The sequence below is a fragment of the Marinobacter sp. genome, from assembly GCF_052091845.1.
GTDB lineage: Bacteria > Pseudomonadota > Gammaproteobacteria > Pseudomonadales > Oleiphilaceae > Marinobacter.
Genome location: NZ_JBQDCO010000032.1, coordinates 16,961 through 38,117, shown reverse-complemented (window position 1 = coordinate 38,117; position 21,157 = coordinate 16,961). Strand labels below are relative to the sequence as shown.

General features: G+C 55.3%; 18 protein-coding genes. 15 read left to right on the top strand and 3 right to left on the bottom strand.

What is annotated here, in order from left to right; all coding sequences use genetic code 11:
• Window positions 1-22 precede the first annotated feature (22 nt).
• From ACTHYN_RS11365 to hemL, 5 genes are read left to right on the top strand one after another with little or no spacing between them, the layout of a single operon-like run.
• Entirely contained in the window at window positions 23-1,798 is a 1,776-nt protein-coding gene (locus tag ACTHYN_RS11365) for a chloride channel protein (RefSeq protein ID WP_441812564.1), read from the top strand.
• A gap of 3 nt (window positions 1,799-1,801) precedes the next feature.
• The gene (gene hemJ, locus ACTHYN_RS11360) at window positions 1,802-2,224 is read left to right on the top strand and encodes a protoporphyrinogen oxidase HemJ (RefSeq protein ID WP_441812563.1); all 423 of its coding nucleotides are present in this window, start codon (window positions 1,802-1,804) and stop codon (window positions 2,222-2,224) included.
• Window positions 2,225-2,266: 42 nt separating this feature from the next.
• Window positions 2,267-3,025: a bifunctional hydroxymethylpyrimidine kinase/phosphomethylpyrimidine kinase gene (thiD, locus tag ACTHYN_RS11355; RefSeq protein ID WP_441812572.1), complete on the top strand. Its 759-nt coding sequence runs from the start codon at window positions 2,267-2,269 to the stop codon at window positions 3,023-3,025.
• Window positions 3,013-3,696 (top strand): thiamine phosphate synthase, encoded by a 684-nt coding sequence (gene thiE, locus ACTHYN_RS11350; protein ID WP_441812562.1) that lies wholly within the window; start codon window positions 3,013-3,015, stop codon window positions 3,694-3,696. Before thiD ends, thiE begins: the two co-directional genes overlap by 13 nt.
• Window positions 3,693-4,973 carry a glutamate-1-semialdehyde 2,1-aminomutase gene (hemL, locus tag ACTHYN_RS11345; protein ID WP_441812561.1) on the top strand — a complete coding sequence of 427 codons (1,281 nt, stop codon included), beginning with the start codon at window positions 3,693-3,695 and terminating at the stop codon, window positions 4,971-4,973. Before thiE ends, hemL begins: the two co-directional genes overlap by 4 nt.
• An 84-nt stretch (window positions 4,974-5,057) precedes the next feature.
• On the opposite strand, the gene ACTHYN_RS11340 is transcribed toward hemL, so the two are convergent.
• Both ACTHYN_RS11340 and mrcB read right to left on the bottom strand, forming a co-directional pair.
• Window positions 5,058-5,636 (bottom strand): hypothetical protein, encoded by a 579-nt coding sequence (locus tag ACTHYN_RS11340; RefSeq protein ID WP_441812560.1) that lies wholly within the window; start codon window positions 5,634-5,636, stop codon window positions 5,058-5,060.
• Window positions 5,633-7,963 carry a penicillin-binding protein 1B gene (gene mrcB / locus ACTHYN_RS11335; RefSeq protein ID WP_441812559.1) on the bottom strand — a complete coding sequence of 777 codons (2,331 nt, stop codon included), beginning with the start codon at window positions 7,961-7,963 and terminating at the stop codon, window positions 5,633-5,635. The genes ACTHYN_RS11340 and mrcB overlap by 4 nt, the downstream gene beginning before the upstream one ends.
• Before the next feature lie 156 nt (window positions 7,964-8,119).
• Here mrcB and ACTHYN_RS11330 point away from each other — a divergent pair, with 156 nt between their 5' ends.
• Together ACTHYN_RS11330 and ACTHYN_RS11325 are read left to right on the top strand one after the other, a co-directional pair.
• Entirely contained in the window at window positions 8,120-9,658 is a 1,539-nt protein-coding gene (locus ACTHYN_RS11330) for an AAA family ATPase (protein ID WP_441812571.1), read from the top strand.
• Complete coding sequence (locus ACTHYN_RS11325) at window positions 9,658-10,023, top strand: Rieske (2Fe-2S) protein (protein WP_441812558.1); 366 nt, start codon at window positions 9,658-9,660, stop codon at window positions 10,021-10,023. The genes ACTHYN_RS11330 and ACTHYN_RS11325 overlap by 1 nt, the downstream gene beginning before the upstream one ends.
• On the opposite strand, the gene sfsA is transcribed toward ACTHYN_RS11325, so the two are convergent.
• The gene (sfsA, locus tag ACTHYN_RS11320; protein WP_441812557.1) at window positions 10,007-10,738 is read right to left on the bottom strand and encodes a DNA/RNA nuclease SfsA; all 732 of its coding nucleotides are present in this window, start codon (window positions 10,736-10,738) and stop codon (window positions 10,007-10,009) included. The genes ACTHYN_RS11325 and sfsA overlap by 17 nt on opposite strands.
• A 180-nt stretch (window positions 10,739-10,918) precedes the next feature.
• Here sfsA and dksA point away from each other — a divergent pair, with 180 nt between their 5' ends.
• The 8 genes from dksA to panC all read left to right on the top strand — a co-directional run bounded on the left by dksA (window position 10,919) and on the right by panC (window position 21,152).
• Complete coding sequence (gene dksA / locus ACTHYN_RS11315; RefSeq protein ID WP_441812556.1) at window positions 10,919-11,359, top strand: RNA polymerase-binding protein DksA; 441 nt, start codon at window positions 10,919-10,921, stop codon at window positions 11,357-11,359.
• Between the two features lie 63 nt (window positions 11,360-11,422).
• A complete protein-coding gene (gluQRS, locus tag ACTHYN_RS11310) occupies window positions 11,423-12,295 on the top strand; it encodes a tRNA glutamyl-Q(34) synthetase GluQRS (protein WP_441812555.1) in 873 nt (290 codons plus the stop codon).
• 216 nt (window positions 12,296-12,511) lie between these two features.
• Entirely contained in the window at window positions 12,512-15,478 is a 2,967-nt protein-coding gene (locus tag ACTHYN_RS11305; protein WP_441812554.1) for an ATP-binding protein, read from the top strand.
• A 7-nt stretch (window positions 15,479-15,485) separates the two neighbouring features.
• Window positions 15,486-16,883, top strand: coding sequence for a sigma-54-dependent transcriptional regulator (locus tag ACTHYN_RS11300; RefSeq protein ID WP_441812553.1), 1,398 nt, complete (start codon window positions 15,486-15,488; stop codon window positions 16,881-16,883).
• A 688-nt stretch (window positions 16,884-17,571) separates the two neighbouring features.
• Window positions 17,572-18,954, top strand: a complete 1,383-nt coding sequence (gene pcnB, locus ACTHYN_RS11295) for a polynucleotide adenylyltransferase PcnB (RefSeq protein ID WP_441812552.1) — start codon at window positions 17,572-17,574, stop codon at window positions 18,952-18,954.
• Entirely contained in the window at window positions 18,954-19,451 is a 498-nt protein-coding gene (gene folK, locus ACTHYN_RS11290) for a 2-amino-4-hydroxy-6-hydroxymethyldihydropteridine diphosphokinase (RefSeq protein ID WP_441812551.1), read from the top strand. Before pcnB ends, folK begins: the two co-directional genes overlap by 1 nt.
• Before the next feature lie 61 nt (window positions 19,452-19,512).
• A complete protein-coding gene (panB, locus tag ACTHYN_RS11285; protein WP_441812550.1) occupies window positions 19,513-20,307 on the top strand; it encodes a 3-methyl-2-oxobutanoate hydroxymethyltransferase in 795 nt (264 codons plus the stop codon).
• On the top strand, window positions 20,304-21,152 hold the full coding sequence (gene panC, locus ACTHYN_RS11280) for a pantoate--beta-alanine ligase (protein WP_441812549.1): 849 nt from the start codon (window positions 20,304-20,306) through the stop codon (window positions 21,150-21,152). Before panB ends, panC begins: the two co-directional genes overlap by 4 nt.
• The last annotated feature ends 5 nt before the right edge of the window (window positions 21,153-21,157 follow it).

Below are 21,157 nucleotides of genomic sequence, written 5' to 3'. Positions count from 1 at the left end.
TTGCTCCGGAAAACCGGCATTCATGACTAAAATCTGGCATCAGATTAGCGAAAAACTGACCTCGGCGTTCACGCGTAGGCTGTCTGGCGTGGATTCATTGCCGCAACTGGCTATTCTTGGCTTGTTGTCCGGAATAGTCACCGGGGCTGTAATCCTGGTCTTTCGTCTGGCCATTGAGTGGCCGTTGGAGTACTTCCTCCCGGGCGAAGGCTCGGAAGCCTTTGAAGATCTGGGCCTTGTTGCCCGCGGGGTATTGCCTCTGGCTGGCGCTCTGGGTATTGGCCTGTTTTTGCATCGCCTTGCCACACACGACCGGAAGGTAGGTGTGGTTCACGTTATGGAGCGCCTTAATTATCACCAGGGCTACATCACCGCGCGCAGTGCTGTTATTCAGTTTGTGGTAGGCGTTGCCACCGTTGTAACCGGGCAGTCTGCCGGCCGGGAAGGACCAGCCGTTCATTTGGGCGCGGCCTTCTCCAGCCTGATGGGCCAATGGATGCGGCTACCCAACAACAGCATTCGCACCCTGGTCGCGTGCGGGTGCGCGGCCGCCATTTCAGCTTCGTTCAATACCCCTATTTCTGGTGTCATTTTCGCCATGGAAGTGGTGATGATGGAATATACCATTGCAGGCTTCACTCCTATCGTACTGGCGGCCGTGAGCGCAGCGGTCGTCACGCAACTGGTTTATGGCGCAGAACCGGCTTTTAATGTTCCCGCGTTAACCATGAATTCGTTTTTGGAGATACCCTGGGTTTTAGTAATCGCCGTTATCATTGGTGTGTCGGCGGCACTTTTCATACAACTCGTTGGCGCAATGGGGCGCTTCAAACATCGCCCTGTTTTGTTGCGTGTGATAGTAGCGGGTGTCCTGATGGCACCAGTCGCCGTACTTGTCCCCCAAACCATGGGGATTGGCTACGACACCGTGAATGAAACCATGAATGGTGGGTTGGGCTTCTGGTTGCTGTTAAGCGTGGGAGTCGCAAAACTCGTTATCACTGCGCTTACAGTTGGCCTGGGCATGCCCAGCAGTATTATCGGCCCAACGCTTATCATAGGGGCAACGCTTGGCGGCGCTCTGGGCCTGGTTGGGGCAGACATTATGCCCGACCATGCCTCGTCTGTGGGTTTTTATGCCATGCTTGGAATGGGCGCGATGATGGGCGCCGTATTGCAAGCGCCACTCGCTGCGCTGATGGCATTGCTGGAACTCACCCGCAACCCCAATATCATTCTGCCCGGTATGCTGGTTATTACCACCGCCACACTGATCACAAGCGAGGCGTTCGGAAAAAAATCGCTGTTTTTGACAGTGTTGAAAGGCCAAGGGCTGAGTTATCAGAGCTCGCCGGTTATCCAGGCCTTGCGCCGGGTATCCGTAGCCGCAATCATGGATAAGGGCATTTTGCGTGTTAGCCGAAAGCTTACGACTGAAGAGGCGCGAAAAGCCCTTAAATCTGAACCTAAATGGCTGATAGTGGAGGGAAAGAACGGCCCTACCGCCTTACTGCCGGCAGTTGACCTGGCGCGTTATCTGGAAGACGCGGAGGAAATGGCTGCTGAAGATTCCGGCGAACCACCGGAATCTATCGATTTAATGGATATCCCGGCTAACCGGCGTGATATCGCACCGGTACAATACCAGGCCACCCTCGAAGAGGCCCTGCACGAATTCGAAACGACCAGCGCCGAGGCTCTATACGTGCAACGCCACGTAGCGCCGATGATTCAGCGGGTTTATGGTGTGGTGCTCAAATCTGATATTGAAAGCTATTACCAATACCGACGGAGTTAACGAATGCTGTGGGTTAAAGCGTTTCACATAATTTCTCTGGTGTGCTGGTTCGCCGGCATCTTTTACCTGCCCCGGCTGTTTGTCTACCACGCCGCTTGCGAAGACCAGCCCGGGCGGGAACGTTTCAAGGTTATGGAGCGCAAGCTCTACCGGGGCATCACTACGCCTTCGATGATTGCTACCGTGGTATTTGGCGTATGGCTGCTCAGCTATAACCTGTCAGGCTACTTCAGTCAGGGCTGGCTGCACGCAAAGCTTTTGCTCGTGGCGCTGCTGGTTGTTTATCACTTGTACTGCGGACACCTTGTAAAGGTGTTTCGCGACGACCTGAACACCCGTGGTCATGTATTCTACCGTTGGTTTAATGAATTGCCGGTATTCATCTTGCTGGCCGTTGTTATTCTCGCCGTTGTTAAACCTTTCTAGGGAGCTTTAGCTATTACACACTTTACTCGCCCTCAAGTGCTTATACTGTCTGGCCTGGACCCTTCCGGTGGTGCCGGCATTCAGGCAGATATTCAGGCCATCACATCCCTGGGCTGCCACCCATTACCTGTGCTTTCCTGCCTGACCGTTCAAGACACCCGGAACGTATACGGTGCCGAAACCGTTAGCCCGGAGCTGATTCGCCAACAACTCAGTTGCGTGGCTGACGATGCGCCCATACATGCAATTAAAACAGGCGCCCTGGGAAGCGCTGCGGTGGTGGACATACTGGTCGATTTTCTTGAAAAGCACCCAAACATTCCGGTTATAACCGACCCGGTTATCAAAGCCGCAGGCGGAGGCGATCTGGCGGATGACGAACTGCTTGCTGCCATGAAGGATCGATTGTTCCCACTGGCTGAAATGATAACCCCCAACGGCATAGAACTGGGCCTGCTGGGACAAAGCGATGACCCTGCTGAAGCCGCGCGAAAACTGCTCGATAAGGGCTGTGCGTCTGTGCTTGCAACTGGGGGCCACGGCACAGGCATCCACATCACCAATACGCTTTACAATCATTTGCCCACGCCTATGTCGTGGGATGTTGAACGCATTGGCGGCGAGTACCATGGCACCGGCTGCACACTCGCGGCAGCGATTGCTGCTGGCCGGGCTCAGGGGCTCTCAGCCAGAGCGGCTATTTCCCAGGCGCAGAACTATGTGCACCGCACTATTTTGCACGCACTTGAGGTGGGCGGTGGCCAACCGGTTCCAGACAGAGGCATACTGTGGGAACGATAGATACTCGCGTGCCCGCCGGGCTTTACGCCATTACCGACAGCCGGCTTACACCGTCAGAAACGTTGATTGCATCGGTAGAGGCGGCGATTCGCGGCGGCGCAGTGATGGTACAATACCGCGAGAAGCACGCGCCTATGACCGAACGCCTGGCGCAAGCGAAAAGCCTGCAGTCAGTATGCTCGGCGGCCGGCGTTCCGCTTCTCATCAATGACGATATAGAGCTTGCCAAACGGGTAGGGGCGGCAGGTGTACACCTTGGCCAAACAGATGGCTCAGCCTCAGAGGCGCGCCACCTGCTGGGCGACAGTGCAATTATTGGCATTACCTGCCATGCAGACCTCACACTGGCAGAAACAGCCACAAAAGCCGGCGCAGATTACTTGGCCTTCGGTCGTTTTTTTAACTCATCCACCAAGCCCAACACCCCGGCTGCGCCCACCGACATATTGGCACAGGCAAAACGCTTCCGAAAACCCATTACCGCTATCGGCGGCATCACCTCACAAAATGGTGAGCAGCTCATTCGCTCAGGCGCTGACCTTCTGGCCGTTGTCGGCGGGCTTTTCGGGGGCAGCCCCGAGACGACAGAGCGCAATGCAAAACTATTTCAGAGACTGTTTGCCAGCCACCACTCTATTAAAACCGAAAATAGCAGGAGACCTCACAAATGACACACTCCGAAACCCTGTTCGAACAGGCCCAGAAGTACATTCCCGGTGGTGTTAACTCCCCGGTTCGTGCATTCCGGGGTGTGGGCGGCACCCCCATTTTCTTCAAACACGCGGAAGGTGCCTACCTGTACGATGAAGATGGTCAGCGTTATATCGACTACATCGGCTCTTGGGGGCCAATGATTCTTGGTCACTCAGACCAACGAATTAAAGATGCCCTGCACGCTCAGGTAGATCTTGGCGTTGGCTACGGTGCTCCCACCTCTATCGAGACAGATATGGCTCGAAAAGTGTGTGAGTTAGTGCCTTCCATTGACCTGGTCCGCATGGTCAATTCCGGCACTGAAGCCACCATGAGCGCCGTTCGGCTGGCGCGAGGCTACACCGGGCGAGACAAGATTGTGAAATTTGAAGGCTGCTATCACGGACACGTGGATTCGCTACTGGTAAAAGCCGGATCTGGCGCGCTTACCCTGGGCGTTCCCAACTCACCGGGCATTCCCGCCAGCCTGGCAGAGCTCACTCTGACTCTGGATTTCAACGATATTGAAGGCGTGCGCGAAACCTTCAAGGAAATGGGCGACCAGATTGCTGCCATTATTGTCGAGCCTGTTGCCGGTAACATGAACTGCATCCCTTCGGCGCCAGGCTTCCTGGAAGGTCTTCGGGAGGTGTGCGATGAATACGGAACCGTGCTCATTTTCGATGAGGTAATGAGCGGCTTTCGGGTGGCTCTTGGCGGTGCCCAGGCGCTATACGGCGTTACCCCGGATCTGACGGCTCTGGGTAAGGTTATCGGCGGCGGACTGCCTGTGGGTGCCTTCGGCGGTAAGCGGGAAATCATGGAACATATTTCACCGCTTGGCCCCGTTTACCAGGCCGGAACCCTCAGTGGCAACCCATTGGCCATGTGCGCGGGCCTGACCACACTGAATGCCATTTCAGAGCCCGGTTTTCATGACCGCCTCACTGAAAAAACCAACGCCTTGCGTGAAGGACTGAAAGCCGCCGCCGATGCAGCAGGTATTCCTTTAACGGTTCAGGGCGCAGGTGCAATGTTCGGGCTTTTCTTCACCGAAGAACCCAGCATCACTCGCTTCGATCAAGCAGTGAACTGCGACACTGAACGCTTTAAGAAGTTCTTCCAGGGCATGCTTAAAGAGGGTATTTACCTTGCACCATCTGCCTTTGAGGCGGGCTTCACTAGCGAGGCACTGTCGGATCAGGATATTGCCGATACCGTGGAAGCCGCTAAAAAGGTGATGGCAACTCTCTAAAACCAAACAGCAATATCGGAAATACTCCCCGGCAGGGCCTGCAGCGCTGGCACGTTCTGTCGGGAAGATTTCGCATTGCACCTGTTACAGGGCAGATGCCCGCTTCTCTGCCTGACTGGCTCCGGCCACATTACCTCGCGCCCGGCGAATATCTGCCAGCAACAACCAACCCGACCGTTGCAGCCGGGCGTTATTTCCAGCAAGCGTCAATCCTTTCAGGGTAAACTGCTCTGCCGGCCCAAGCTTATTACCGGCCACGTAGGCTTCAGACAGCTTGAAATAAACCTCCGATGACCTGGGCGCAATCCGCTGCGCTCGCTCCAATCGAGCGATAGAGCCTTGAGTGTCCCCTCTTTTCAGAAGTTTGTCCGCCTCGTTAACCAGGCTAAGGGCTGCCGGCGAGAGCTCATCCCCTGCATTCTGATAACTTGGCTTGTTGCTGCGCTGTTGCCGCGGCTCGGACTTCCGGCTTTCAGTCTGCTCACTTTTCCGCCAGACCCGTGATTCCTTTTTATTTTTATCCTCCGCCGTCTGTGGCGGCTCTGGTGCGGGCGAGCCGCTCCCGGCCGGAACATAGATAGAACCTCCCGGGCCCGAGGCGCAACCCGCCAAGCTTAAAAGAGCGGCCAATATGCCTGCCTGAACAATACCTTGCTTACTCATTGGAACAATCCCTCAAACCAGCCTCGAATTTTCCGCTCAAGGGTACCGGAACAAGACACTCTTTGTGTAGGTTCGCTACCTGATATAAACGGCAGAAGGCGGGCATTATCGCAATGCTCGTCAGTTAATGCCTGTTTTTCAGGATTGACCCAATGGTAGTTCACCCCGTCGGGCACCACAGGAGAAAACCCGTGCTGTGGAACCTGAGCCATAAACCGCGACCACACAGGTAAAGCACCGGTGGCACCGGTCAAGGCCGTTGGGCCATTATCGTCCCGCCCAACCCAGGCTACGGCCAGAAAATCACCGCTAAACCCTGCAAACCACGAGTCGCGCCCCTCGTCTGTGGTGCCGGTTTTCCCGGCGAGCGTCAACTCTTTAGGCACAGAATAGTATGCTGAACGCCCTGTACCTTCTTGCATGGTTTCCTGCATTGCGTACTGCAACAAGTGCACGGCAGCCGGGTCTGCCACCTGATCCACCTCCAGGCTATAGCGCGAAAGTGCCTTGCCGCCCGAATCTGTTACTTCTCTGATAGTGCGCAGCGGCGTGTTGAACCCGGAGGTAGCCAAGCCCTGATAGATTTGAGCAACGGTTACAGGGCTCATGGCAACCGAACCCAGAAGCATGGAAGGGTATTCCGAAATGGGCGTAACCACACCAAAAGCACGCAGGGTCTCACGAACCGCGGGCACGCCAACATCCAGCCCCACTCGCACTGCCGGAAGGTTATAGGACTTCGAAAGAGCGCGATGCAAAGGAACGTCACCTCGCTCTTTGCCATCATAGTTTTTGGGTGACCAGCGCCTGCCATCATCAAACTCCAGTGTGAACGATTTGTCCATAAGCTGGGTCATCAGGGTATAGCGATCGGGCTGCTCCAGTGCCGTCAAATAGGTAAACGGCTTGATCAGCGAGCCAATCGGGCGATTCGCGTCCAAAGCCCGGTTGAACCCCGCAAATTGTGGGTCTTTGCCACCTACCAGCGCCACAACCTCACCGGTATTCTTGGCGGTAATTACCAGAGTCGCCTCCAGCGCGTCGGCAGTTTTACCGCTGGCCAGCTTAGGCAGAGTATCGGTAACCGCATACTCCGCGGCATACTGAATAGCCGGGTTGAGTGTGGTGAAAATGCGTAGCCCCTCGCTGCGAAGATCCTCTTCCTTGTAATCTCGCGCCAAGTGTCGCCTTACCAGGTCAATGTAGGCTGGATAACGGTTTTCAGAGTAGGACGGCTTGGCGCTTACACCCAGGGGCAGGCCGCGGGCGCGGGCAGCTTCCGACGAATCAACAAGGCCCTTATCTTCCATTTCACCAATAACCAGGTTTCGGCGCTGAGTGGCACGCTTCGGGTGCCGGCGGGGATTGTAATAACTGGGCCCTTTAACCATGCCCACCAACAACGCAATCTGGTGCACACCTAAATCTTGCAGCGATTCTCCGAAATAGAATTGGCTAGCGAGCCCAAAACCATTGATGCTTCGAGTGCCCGCCTGCCCCAGATACACTTCGTTCAGGTAGGTTTCCAGTATGTCATTCTTCTCGTAATGCAGTTCGAGCAGGAGAGACATTAAAGCCTCATTACCCTTGCGCAACAGGGTCTGGTCCCGGGTCAGGAAGAAGTTTTTTACCAGCTGCTGGGTCAGGGTACTGCCACCCTGGACAATCTTGCCGGCACTAATGTTCGCAAGCATGGCGCGAGCGATGGAAGCAGGCGCAATGCCAACATGATCATAAAATTTACGGTCCTCCACGACCATCAGTGCGTTGGGCAGTTGTGGGGGAACTTCATCCAGGCGTACCAGAATCCGGTCTTCTTTATGGGCCGGGTATATGCCACCAATACGGGCGGGCTCCAGCCTCACAATTGCACTGTTTTCCCCCTGTATCACCGAAAAGTCCTGAATCCGGTCGCCGTATATATTCAGGGAAAGCCTGCGCCTGGGCTCTGCACCGTCCGGAAAGCGAAACCCGCGTGTGCTGATAATAAAGTGGCCTCCGTTGCGGCGATAGCTGCCGGGCTTAACACCATCGCCTTTGCGATAGCCTGAAAGCGCCAGTTCCCGAGCCAGCGCCCCGGAACTCAAGCCAGCACCGTCATAAAGCTCAAGCGGCCGCGCGTACACCCGCGAGGGTACTTCAAACCGCCGACCTTCAAATCGCGAGGTCACCACTGCGTCCAGGTACACTGTCCAGCAAGCCAGCAGCACGATGCCAACAGCCGCTACACGGATAAACATTTTCCAGAACCAGGGACGACGTCCGCTTTGGCGTTTTTTACTCTGGGGTTTTCTATTGGACTTTGAGGGGGATCTGTTTTTTTTCATCCGGGGATTATAACGAAGGCAACGGGATATAAGGCAGGCTAACTATGTGTTATTTCTGTAACCTGCCCGTTATGATGGGCCAATAAAAATCAATGAGTTCAGGGAAGCGAGGAGCACACCGTGAGTGAAACATCCCCAGGCAATCTGTTACTGGCAATGCAAAACCCCGACCTGTACGACCATCCGGTTGACGGATTCCAGATTATCGAAACTCACATCTCCCAGGTGATTCTTACCGGCCAGTACGCCTACAAGATCAAAAAACCTATGGACTTCGGGTTCCTTGATTTTTCAACCCTGGTGCGTCGCAAGCACTTTTGTGAAGAAGAGCTACGCCTGAACAGTCGTTTGGCAGAGCCCCTGTATTTGGAGGTGCTGCCCATTACCGGTACCCCGGAACAGCCTGTTATCGGCGGCGAGGGCGAACCGTTCGAGTACCTTCTGAAAATGCACCAGTTTCGCCAAAACCAGCTATTTGATCACCTGCAGGAGACCGGGGCCCTCAAACCAGAGCTATTATCCAGCCTGGCAAAACAAGTAGCTGGTTTTCATAGCAACCTGGAACCTGTGCCAGACCACAAGCCGCTGGGAACCCCGGAAGCTGTATACGCGGGAATGCAGGAAAACTTCGACCAGATTCGTCCGATGATTGACGACCCGGCCCTACTCAGCCAGTTGGAGAACCTTGAAGCCTGGACTCAAACCACCTTCGAGCGCCACCGTGATCTGATTGCACAACGCAAAAACGACGGATTTGTGCGCGAGTGTCACGGCGACCTGCATTTGGCAAATATCACCATTTATGACGGCAAGGTTACGGTGTTTGACTGCATCGAATTCAGCGACCCCTTTCGCTGCATTGATGTCATCAACGACCTGGCGTTTTTGCTGATGGATCTGGAATCCCGGCGTGAGTATGCTCTGGCGAATCTGGTTCTGAATACCTATCTGGAATACCGGGACGATTTTTCTGCGCTGCCCTTACTGCCACTTTACAAGGCATACCGTGCATTGGTGCGGGGCAAGATAGCCCTCTTCACCCGGGCTAACCCCGCACTGAGCGAAGAAGAAAAAGCGGAGTTAATGCAGCGCTATAGTGATTATGCTCAGTTGGCTGAAGACTACAGCAACATTCCAAACCGCTACGTACTGGCTACGGTAGGCCTATCCGCCAGCGGCAAGACCTGTGTTAGCGCAGCTTTGTCGGGCGAGTTGGGCCTTATTCGTCTGAGGTCTGATATTGAGCGCAAGCGGCTGCATGGACTGGCGCCACTGGACGATAGCCAATCGCCCGCCGGCGGGCTCATGTACACTGAAGAAGCCAATCAAAAAACGTACCAACGCCTGGCAGTACTGGCCAGCGACCTGCTTTCTGCTGGTCTGCCTGTAATCGTCGATGCCGCCTGCCTGAAAGAGAAAGAGCGCGCGCTTTTTGCAGCGGTTGCAGAAAGCCAGGGCGTACCCTTTGCACTGATCCATTGTGAAGCGCCAGACGATTTACGCAAAGAATGGGCGCGCAAGCGCAAGGGTGATGCGTCGGAAGCAACCATAGACCTGTTGGACAAACAAAAAAGCTGGTTTGAGCCACTCACTATGGATGAAAAAGCTTACACGGCCAATCTGCGTACCGATCAGGACCAGGTGGCAGAAGCAGTGGCCGACCGCATCCGGCAGCATTTTGGCCTGAGTTCATAATGAGCCTGTGGCAACCCGTTTGCACTAGACAGACCGTGCAGGCCGGCGAGTTTTTCGAATTCTCGCTGGCTGGCACAAAGCCTGAGAACCATGCCGACGCCCTGCCCCTGACTGGTTTTTTGTTCCTGGATGGCGATACCCCCAGAACCTACGTGAACAAATGTCCTCACATGGGTGTTGAACTGAACTGGATGCCGGGCCGCTTCATGGATATCGACAACCTGTTCCTGCAATGCTCCACCCACGGCGCACTGTTTAAACCAGGAGACGGAGAGTGCATTGCCGGGCCTTGCCAAGGCGACGTACTAACGGCCCTGGAGGTACGGGAACACCAGGGCAGGCTAGAGGTCAGGCTTCCAGAATAATCGGGACAGGCCAGGTGAGAGCCAACTCGCCTGTCGGGCCTCCATCCTCACCGATTAAGCCCGCCCGATAAGCCACCACCTCCACGCCAGCGGCACGGGCTTGCCGTATAAGCTGACCGTAAAGTTTGTCGATATGATCCGCAGGCCGCACAGTGTCTATACCTGTGTGGTTAACCACAAAAAACAACACTGCCCTGTCACCCAGCGCAACCTGCGCCATCAGTTCTCGCAAGTGTTTCTGACCCCGGGTTGTGACAGCATCCGGGAAATAGCCCTGGCCAGACTCCTCCAGGGTAACGTTCTTCACCTCTACCCAGGCATCCGGCTTGGTCTCATGTCCGGAAAGCAGCAAATCAATACGGCTTTTCTCCTCACCATACCTCACTTCCGGGCGGCAATGACTGTAACCCGCCAATTCGTCGATACGGCCGGCTTCAATAGCCTCACGCGCCTGAGCGTTGGGCCTGGCCGTATTCACACACGCGAGCGTACCCGGCGCAGTTTCAACAAGCTCCCAAGTATAGGCCAGTTTACGCGCCGGGTTGTTGCTACGGCTCAGCCAAACCCTGGCATCGGCCGGCTGGCACCCCAGCATGGAACCGGTATTAGGGCAATGGGCGGTCACCTCCCTGCCATCCGGTAGGCGTACATCGGCCAAAAAGCGCTTATAGCGACGAATCAGACGGCCTTCAATCAAGGGTTCCGGGAACTTCATAGTCTCTCCAAAAGCAAAGTTGCATCACAGGGCTGGCACCTCCGTGACTAATCTGCTATTTTCCGCCAAATCCCGTTTCAGGACGACTGCTTCATCCAAGTGATAACCGCGCCGCGACGGGGGCTGGCGCGCAGGGAAGCACAGCGTTCTTGTGAGGTATATAAAAAGAGGCCGGGTCATATGGCAACCACAGCAGACCAATCACGCGAGCGTTTTACCAACTTCACCCCTTATGAAATGAAAAAGGGTGAAGAATATATGAGTGCCGAGATGCTTGAGCACTTCAAAGATCTGCTGCTGCAATGGAAGCAGGAGCTGATGGAAGAAGTGGATCGCACAATGCACCACATGCAAGAAGATGCTGCAAACTACGCAGATCCCAGTGATCGTGCAACCCAGGAAGAAGAGTTCAGTCTGGAGCTGCGCACCCGCGATCGTGAGCGCAAGCTGATCAAGAAAATTGATCAGACAAACGACCGTATCGATCAGGACGACTACGGCTTTTGCGATCAATGCGGTGTGGAAATTGGCATTCGCCGCCTTGAGGCACGCCCAACAGCAACACTGTGCATAGACTGCAAAACCCTTGCCGAAATCCGCGAGCGCCAAACAGGCATCTAGGATGGCAAACCCGAACTGGCCGGCACAGCCTGTTAAGGCACTGCCGGCCAATTTGTTTGACTCATGACCAGTCCGCACCCATACCGGGGCCGCTTTGCGCCCTCACCCACAGGTCCTCTGCATTTTGGCTCGCTGGTGACCGCACTGGCAAGCTACCTGGAAGCTAAATCCCGGAACGGACAATGGCTGATTCGCATTGAGGATCTCGACCCGCTTCGTGAGCCGGCAGAGGCCACAGGCCAAATCCTCGGTAGCCTTGACGCGCACGGGCTGTTCCCCAGCGAACCTGCGCTCTTCCAGTCACGGCGCCATGATGCTTATCACGCCGCTATCCAACACTTGCTCAGCGAAGGTAACGCCTACCGCTGCAGCTGCTCACGCAAGCAGTTACAAGCCAATTTTGGCCGACACCCGCAGCACTGCCGGGAGAACGACACCGCCCGCGAAGCACCCTTCGCCATACGCTTTGCCCTAAGCGATGATCAATGCCACTGGCACGACCAGCTACTGGGGCCCCAGCGCCAGGTTGTTCAGGCTGAGATTGATGATCCGGTTCTTTTACGCAAAGAGGGGTTTTTTGCCTACCAGCTCGCTGTGGTGGTAGATGACATCGCCCAAGGGATTACCCATGTGGTGCGAGGCTCTGACCTGCTGGACATGACCGCCCAGCAACTGCAAGTTTATCGTGCGCTTGGGGCTGCACCGCCCCACTGGTTGCACATTCCCGTCATTGTTAACAATGACGGGCAGAAGCTATCAAAACAGAACCATGCACCAGCGCTGGATAATCACACGCCGGTAAAAAACCTGTTTGCTGCACTGAGCGCCCTGAACCAACAACCACCCACATCATTGCTGGCCGGATCGGTCGACAATCTGTTGCAATGGGCCTGTACACACTGGGAACCCGGGGCCGCGTACCTGACACCCTGGTGACTGCCGTGGTATAAAGCCTTTCACAAACCCCAGCGCGGATCGCATGCCTGATGTACATCTATCGACTGGTTTTTTTGCTGGTTCTGGCCATCTATATTTTTTCACCCAACATTCTCGACTGGTGGACGTCCCCCGGGAATGTCTGGTACAGCCCATTCTTAATCTGGTCTGTCCTTATTGCCATCGGATTTTGGCTGGAATGGCGGCGAGACCCCAATGAGTTTTAGTGCCTCCGGGCTGCTCTTTGCCAGCCTCTCATACCTTGTTCTCTTGTTCGGCATCGCTTGGGTAACCGAGCGCAACATGCTGCCCCGACACTGGGTTCGTCACCCACTGGTCTACACCCTCAGCCTGGGTGTTTACGCCGGCATCTGGGCAGTCTACGCAGCTATAGGCCTGGCCGCTGAAACTGGCTACGGCTTTCTGGCCTACTATCTCGGCATTAGCGGTGCTTTTTTATTAGCGCCGGTTCTGCTGAACCCAATCATGCGCATTGGCCGCGCCTACCAGCTCACTTCTCTGGCAGATTTATTCGCTTACCGATACCGCAGCCAGTGGGCGGGAACACTCGTTACCCTGTGCTCTGGCGGCGCCATATTATCGTTGCTAAGCATGCAGATACAGGCTGTTTCCACCTCCGCCAGCATACTTGCGCCAGACACCTCCCCACACCTGATCAGTGTTATGTTCAGTCTGATTGTGGTGCTGTTTGCCATGCTTTTTGGCGCCCGGCGCCACCAGGAGGCAGATAACCACCCGGGCCTGGTGTTGGCTATCGCCTTCGACTCTCTGATTAAGCTGGCGGCGCTACTGGTGATTGGCGGCGTTATTCTCTTTGGCGTATTTGGTGGCATGAGCGGCCTGGACACATGGCTTGCAAGTAACGCAGCCACGTCGCCAGGCACCATGTCGCTGAGTATCGACGATGGCAGTTGGCGCGCGCTTATGCTGATGTCCTTTGCCGGCGCCCTGGTACTGCCTCACATGTACCACATGACTTTCAGCGAAAACCCGTCGCCCAAAGCCTTGGCTAAAGCCAGCTGGGGCCTGCCGTTGTACCTATTACTACTGGGCATTCCTGTACCACTGATTCTTTGGGGTGGGCAAGAGCTTGGTGTTACCGTAAGCCCTGATTTTTACACCATTGGCGTCGCCCAGGCCCTGGAAAGCCCAGCGCTGACCCTGTTCATGTATATTGCCGGGCTATCGGCTGCCAGCGGCCTGATGATTGTGAGCACCCTGGCCTTGGCGGGCATGGTTTTGAATCACCTGGTTCTGCCCTTAAGAACGCCGAAAGATCAGGGCGATATCTACCGCTGGCTGCAGTGGGTTAAGCGCCTTTTGATTGCGGCTATTATTTTGCTGGCCCTGCTATTTCACGAAACCCTCGGCAAAAATCTGGACCTGTCCATTCTCGGGGCTATATCCCTTGCCGGCACACTGCAACTGCTGCCTGGCGCCCTGGGCGTTATCTACTGGCCCGAGGGCAACCGGCGGGGGCTGATTGCCGGGCTGATTACAGGTCTGGTTATCTGGCTGATTACTCTCGTACTCCCGTTTTCTCACACCGCCAACTTGCTGGGCTGGCTGAACGCGCCCATAGTTCCCGATTACGGCAACTGGCATATATTCACCTTCGTTAGCCTGACGGCAAACCTGTCGGTATTCACGCTAATATCCGTTCTTAGCGGCAGTTCCAGTGAAGAAACCAGTGCCGCCCAGGCCTGCTCGATGGGCGCGCTAACACGCCCACAACGGCGCGAGCTACTGGCAAACTCCTCTGCCGACTTTGTGCGCCAACTGGCCGAACCTCTTGGCTTTGACGCCGGCAAACGAGAAATAACCCGGGCACTGGACCAGCTAAAGTTACCCAATGTGGAATACCGGCCCTACCAGTTAAGACGGCTGCGCGATCAGGTTGAAATTAACCTGTCGGGATTACTGGGCCCGTCAGTTGCCCGGGACATGGTCAAACGCCACCTGGGCTTCAAGCCTTTGGCCCGGGGCGGCACAGCCCAGGATATCCGCTACGTTGAACGCGCACTGGGTGACTACCAGAACCGCCTCACCGGCCTGGCAGGCGAACTGGACAACCTGCGCCGACATTACCGCCAAACCCTTCAAAATCTTCCTATACCTGCCTGTTCTGTAGGTGAAGATGGTGAAATCCTGATGTGGAATCAGGCCATTGAAGAGCTCACCGGCATCACCGCTGACGATGTTGTTGGCGCGCAACTGAGAGCATTGCCAGACCACTGGCATCACCTGCTGGATGATTTCAACAGCGGCGAAGATCTGCACCGCTATAAACACCGGCTGGATTTAAAAGGTCGGCCGCACTGGCTGAATCTTCACAAGGCTGCCTTGAGCGGCCCGGATCATCCGGATGGCGGCAGTATCATTCTGGTGGAAGACCAAACTGAAACCCGATTACTGGAAGACGAGCTGATGCACAGCGAACGTCTGGCGTCTGTTGGGCGTTTGGCGGCGGGTGTTGCCCACGAAATCGGCAACCCGGTCACGGGCATCTCCTCACTGGCCCAGAACCTCAGGCTCGAAACCGACAATCCCGAAATTCTGGAAACCGCCAGCCAAATCCAGCAGCAAACCCGGCGCATATCGACCATCTTGCAGTCGTTGATGAATTTCGCCCGCACCGGCAATCACTCTCAGGCCAACCTCTATGAGCCAGTAAGTATTCGGCGCTGCGTGGGCGAGTCCATCAACCTTCTTTCCCTCAGTGATCAGGGGCTGGGCATTCATTACACCAATGACTGCCCTGACACCCTCTTGATACTCGGCGACGAACAACGGCTTGTGCAAGTGTTTGTGAACCTGCTGGCCAACGCCCGGGACGCCTCCCCGGAAGGCGGCTATGTTCGGGTGGCTGGCAAGGAAGACGGCTACTCGGCTATCATCGAGATAGCAGATCAGGGCTCGGGCATACCCGTGGATCAACTTGATCACGTGTTCGAGCCCTTCTACACCACCAAGGCGACCAGTAAGGGAACCGGCCTTGGTTTGTCGTTAGTGTATAGCATCATTGAAGAGCACTACGGCAACATTCAGGTTGAAAGCCCAGCAGACCCTGCGACCGGGCTTGGCACCTGTGTACGACTCAAGCTTCCCGCTTATGAGCCGGAGACAGAAAACTCCGCCATCCGCCCGAACGAAAGGTTCTGAGACTACTATGCCCCGAATTCTGATCGTGGAAGATGAAGACATTATTCGCTCAGCTGTGCGCAAATTGCTGGTACATGCAGGCTATGAGGCTGAAGATGTCGGCTCAGTTGAAGAGGCTGAGCAGCGCCACGATCCTGACCAGTTTGATCTGATCATTTCAGACCTGCGCCTGCCTGGAGCAGCCGGCACAGAGCTTATCAACCGGGCGCCGAACACCCCGGTGCTTATCATGACCAGCTATGCCAGCCTGCGCTCCGCAGTGGATTCCATGAAAATGGGCGCGGTTGAGTATATTGCCAAACCGTTTGATCACGATGAAATGCTGGCCGCTGTGGAAGGCATTCTGGCCAGAACCCTGCCATCAACCCGGAAAAAGCAGGAAGAGACCGCAGCGTCGCCAGAAGACGGCGACCCCGCCAGCATCATGTATGGCCAATGCGAACCCATGCAGCGGGTTTTCACGCTTATACGCAAAGTAGCGCCAACAGAAACAACTGTGCTTGTGCAGGGCGAATCAGGTACAGGTAAAGAACTGGTTGCCCGGGCCCTGCATCTTTCCAGCCCGCGAGCAGCAAAACCACTGATCTCGGTAAACTGCGCAGCCATTCCGGAAAGCCTCATAGAATCCGAGCTGTTTGGCCACGAACGAGGAGCCTTCACCGGCGCTGTCTCTGCCAGAACCGGCCTGATTGAAGCGGCAGATGGCGGCAGCCTGTTTTTAGACGAGATTGGTGAGTTACCCGCAGAAGCACAGGCGCGACTGCTACGAGTGCTTCAGGAAAGCGAGATCCGCAAGGTGGGGTCAACTCAGAGCCGGAAGGTAAATGTGCGCATGATTGCCGCGACCCACCGTAATTTAAAGGCAATGACCCGCACCGGCGGCTTTCGGGAAGACCTCTACTACCGCCTCAACGTCATGCAGATACGAATCCCGCCCCTGCGCGAACGCCAAAGTGACATTTTGGGACTTACCCGGCGCTTCCTTGCCTCTCAGGGCAACAAGGTGGGCAAACCCAACCTGAACCTTAGCCCCGAAGCCATGCGGGCATTGGAGCGGCACCGCTGGCCCGGCAACGTACGCGAGCTGGAGAATGCTATAGAGAGAGCCAGCATTCTGTGTGACGGCGATATTATCACACCGTCCTTGCTGGACCTCGACAGTGAAAATGGCGATGAGTACATCCCGGAGACATTGGTAGAAGGTAATAATGAGCAGCTCCCAACCCGCGAAGCAGATAGCACCAACGACCTTTCCCTGGAAGACTACTTTCAGCACTTTGTTCTGGAAAACCAGGATCGCATGAGCGAAACCGAATTGGCGCAAAAACTGGGCATCAGCCGAAAATCCCTGTGGGAACGCCGGCAACGACTTGGCATACCCCGCAAAAAAACCTCAGGCAACTGAGCTTTTCGGGATAAGGCGAATCTTTTGTCTTGTCCCGAAAGCATGAACCCACGCTCAGCTGTTACCGTGTGTTCCTCTTGGTAACACTTCATAAGGCCACCATTCATTTCGGGTAACACTTATACAAAGTACGGGGTAACACTTATCTTCTCAAAAAACCTAAACGCCTGTTAATAAACAACTTTCAAAAGCTGGCACACCAACTGCAATCTATTAAGCGCACAACAACAAAAACAACAGTGACAAAGCAGCGCCACAACAAAAACAAAAAGCTGCGGGAATACGTTCAGCAACAAAAACAAAAATAGAACGTGAGCGAACTGAGTGTTTTGGGTACTTTGCTTTTTTGGTAGTCCCTTGGCACGTGTAAGTTGTAGAGATGCAGAGAAGAATCGCCCACGAGGTGACACCGCACCTACCAATGACTTGCTCGATGTCTTTGACTGCTCATTGTGTTCAAAGCCTTCCGTTTGCACTGCTGAGAAGCCTCAAATTTGAGGATATACAGTGGGGTACAAAAACGAAGAAAAATCCCGGCAAAAATAAAAACAATGCAGATCGTCAACGTTTTGAGGGCGGGTTCGCTAACGCGGACCCGCCTTTTGATTATCTGGAGCATGTTAAACGTGTGCAAATCCTGCTCAAACCGTTAAACTCTCGGTTTTGCTCACCGCAACCACGGATTTCAATGTCAAAAACATTCTCCTCCATCCTCGAACAGTCCGTTGATAAATTACGCTCGTTCATTCCCGGAAACGGAAACAAAAAGACACGGGCTTATCAGCGACGGGAAGTTCCCAGAGACCAGCATAACGTCTCACGTTCTGTTATCAGCGAGCCTGCCAAAAAGGTTCTCAGCCGTCTCAACAAATCCGGCTACGAGGCTTACCTGGTAGGTGGTGGCGTGCGCGACATTCTTCTGGGACAGCGCCCCAAAGATTTCGACATAGCCACCAACGCAACTCCCGAAGAAGTACACGACCTGTTTCGCAATTCTCGTCTGATCGGCAGGCGCTTTCGGATTGTGCACGTTGTATTCGGGCGTGAGGTCATTGAAGTGACCACCTTCCGTGGCAACGCAAACCAGGCCGACAAAGACAGCGCCGATGACGACCGCAAAACCAGTGAACACGGCCAACTGCTGCGAGACAACGTTTACGGTAACCTGGAAGAAGACGCGCTGCGCCGAGACTTTACAGTCAACGCACTTTACTACTGCATTCGCGACTTTACCGTGATTGATTTTGCCAACGGCATTGAGGACCTTCGCAACCAGCAACTGCGCTTGATAGGCGACCCGGAAACCCGTTACCGGGAAGATCCGGTGCGCATGCTCCGCGCCATCCGCTTCGCCGCCAAACTGGGCTTTGAAATAGAGCCGGAAACCGAAGCTCCCATAGGGGAACTGGCGCCGCTGCTGACGCACATTCCACCGGCGCGGCTGTTTGAAGAAGTGCTCAAACTTTTCTCAGCCGGCCATGGCGAGGCAACCTACGATCTTCTCACCCGCTACAATCTGCTTGCGCCACTGTTCCCGGAAACCGTCAGGGCCATTGAGGCCGGTGAGCCAGACGAATTGATTCGCCAGGCACTGCGCAACACTGACGCCCGCATTGCCCAGGGAAAGTCGGTCACGCCCTATTTCCTTTTTGCCGCCATGCTCTGGCCCGCACTGCAGCGGGAGTGGAACCACCGTCAGGATAACGGCGACCCGGTACAGCCCGCTCTGCACGGCGCCATTGGCAAAGTGATCGGCCGCCAGGTTCAGGCAACTTCGATACCCAAGCGCTTTTCAGGTCCTATGAAGGAAATATGGGAATTGCAGATGCGACTGCCCCGCCGGCAGGGTAAACGGGCTTTTGTAACCATGAGCCACCAAAGGTTTCGTGCCGCCTACGACTTCTTACTGGTTCGAGAGGCTTGCGGCGAAATCGAGCCGGGACTCGGTGACTGGTGGACAGAGTTTCAGCGCCTGGATGAGCGCGGGCAGGAGCGCATGCTTTCAGAGCTGTCCAGCGACGCGCCCAAAAAACGCCGGCGCCGCAAACCAGCACAGCGGCCAGCACCCTGATGCAAACAGACGCCTATATTGGACTGGGCAGTAACCTGAAAGAACCTGCGGCCCAGCTAGCCAAAGCTGTCGCGGAGTTAGCCGTGCTGCCCCAAACCACGCTTATCGCACAATCTCCGTTTTACGCCAGTCGTCCTGTGGGCCCACAGGACCAACCAGACTTTGTAAACGGCGCGGTATGGCTTAGTACTGAGCTTACGCCTCATACCCTGCTCGATCAGCTTCAGTCGATTGAGCAAGCTCACGGGCGGAAGCGACACAGGCACTGGGGCCCGCGCACACTTGACCTGGATCTTCTGGTATTTGGCAACCAAACACTCGACGACGAGCGGCTGACCATCCCTCATCGAGAGCTCCCTTACCGAGACTTTGTTCTTCAGCCGTTACTCGATCTAAACCCCGACCTGACGCTGCCAGACGGTGTTGCAATTGCCAGTCTGAGGTCACAATGCCCAGACAACCAGTTGCGCAGACTTCCTCCTCCGGATTACCCTTAGCACCTTAACGCCGGCTATTTCGGCGCGGTCTTGGCCCACCTACCCTAAAGGCAAGGATTTTATGGCTGTTACCATCAACACCCTGCGGGAATATAAGCAAAAGGGCGAAGCCTTCTCCGCCCTCACCTCTTATGATGCAACATTCTCCCAGGTAGTCAGCGAAGCCGGAGTAGACGTTATTCTCATTGGCGATTCGCTTGGCATGGTGCTTCAGGGGCACGACAGCACCCTGCCAGTCACCATGGAGCAAATCGTGTACCACACCAGCTGTGTTGCCAAAGGCAACCAGGGCTCTCTGATCATGGCAGACATGCCATTCATGAGCTACGGCACGGTAGATGCCGCTCTGGAAAACGCCGCAGAGCTCATGCGGGCAGGCGCCCACATGGTTAAGCTTGAGGGCACGGACTGGATGAAAGAAACCATCACTGCGCTGAGCCAGCGAGCCGTTCCGGTTTGTGCTCACCTGGGCCTGACACCGCAATTCGTTAACAAGTTTGGCGGCTATAAGGTTCAGGGTCGGGATGAAAAAGCAGCAGAGAAAATGATAGAGCATGCCTGCGAATTAGAGGCAGCCGGCGCTGACATCATTCTTCTGGAATGTGTACCTGCACCTTTGGCCGCCCGCATTGCCCAAGCCGTTAAAGCCCCTGTTATTGGCATTGGTGCAGGCGCCGATACCGACGGCCAGATTTTGGTACTGCACGACATGCTAGGCATCACCAGCGGCCGTAAACCACGTTTTGTAAAGAACTTCCTGGCAGAGACAGACTCCATTCAGGAAGCCATTACCGCCTACGCAAAAGCAGTGCGTGAGCGCACATTCCCCGCCGAGGAGCATACGTTCAAGGCATGAGAACCGTCCATTCACTGAAAGAACTGCGCGCCATCCTCCGCGGTTATCGCCAGCAGGAAAAAACCATCGGCCTGATCCCCACCATGGGCAACCTGCATGAGGGGCATATTTCACTGGTTCGCAAAGCTGCAGAAGCGGCAGATATTGTGATCACCAGTATTTTTGTTAACCCGATGCAGTTTGGCGCCAATGAGGATCTGGACACCTACCCCCGAACCCTGATTGGCGACCAGGAGAAGCTCGACGCAGCCGGCAACACCCTGGTATTCGCTCCTTCTGCCGAAGAGGTCTATCCAGACGGCCTTGCACGGCATACCCGGGTAGTGGTGCCGGAGGTCAGCGATGGTCACTGCGGAGCCAGCCGACCCGGGCACTTTGAAGGTGTTGCAACGGTAGTGTCTGTGCTGTTCAATATGATTCAGCCCGATTTCGCCGTGTTCGGCGAGAAAGATTTCCAACAGCTGGCGGTTATCCGCAAGATGACACGGGATCTAATGATGCCGGTTGAAGTGATTGGCGCAACGACTATTCGTGAAGAAGACGGCTTGGCCAAAAGCTCTCGCAACGGCTACCTCTCCGATGATGAGCGCAAAACCGCCCCGGTTATTTACCAGGTACTCCAGTCCGCCGCCACGAAGATAACCAACGGACACGGCGACCTACAGATGCTTGCGCAAGAAGCAGGCGACCAACTGCGCGATGCCGGCCTGCGACTGGATTACTTCAATATTGCAAATAGTCAGACCCTGAAACCGGCCACGCCCGAAGACCGCGATATAACGCTGCTGGCAGCTGCATACCTTGGCACCACCCGGCTGATTGATAATATCTCCATCACTCGCTGAGGCAT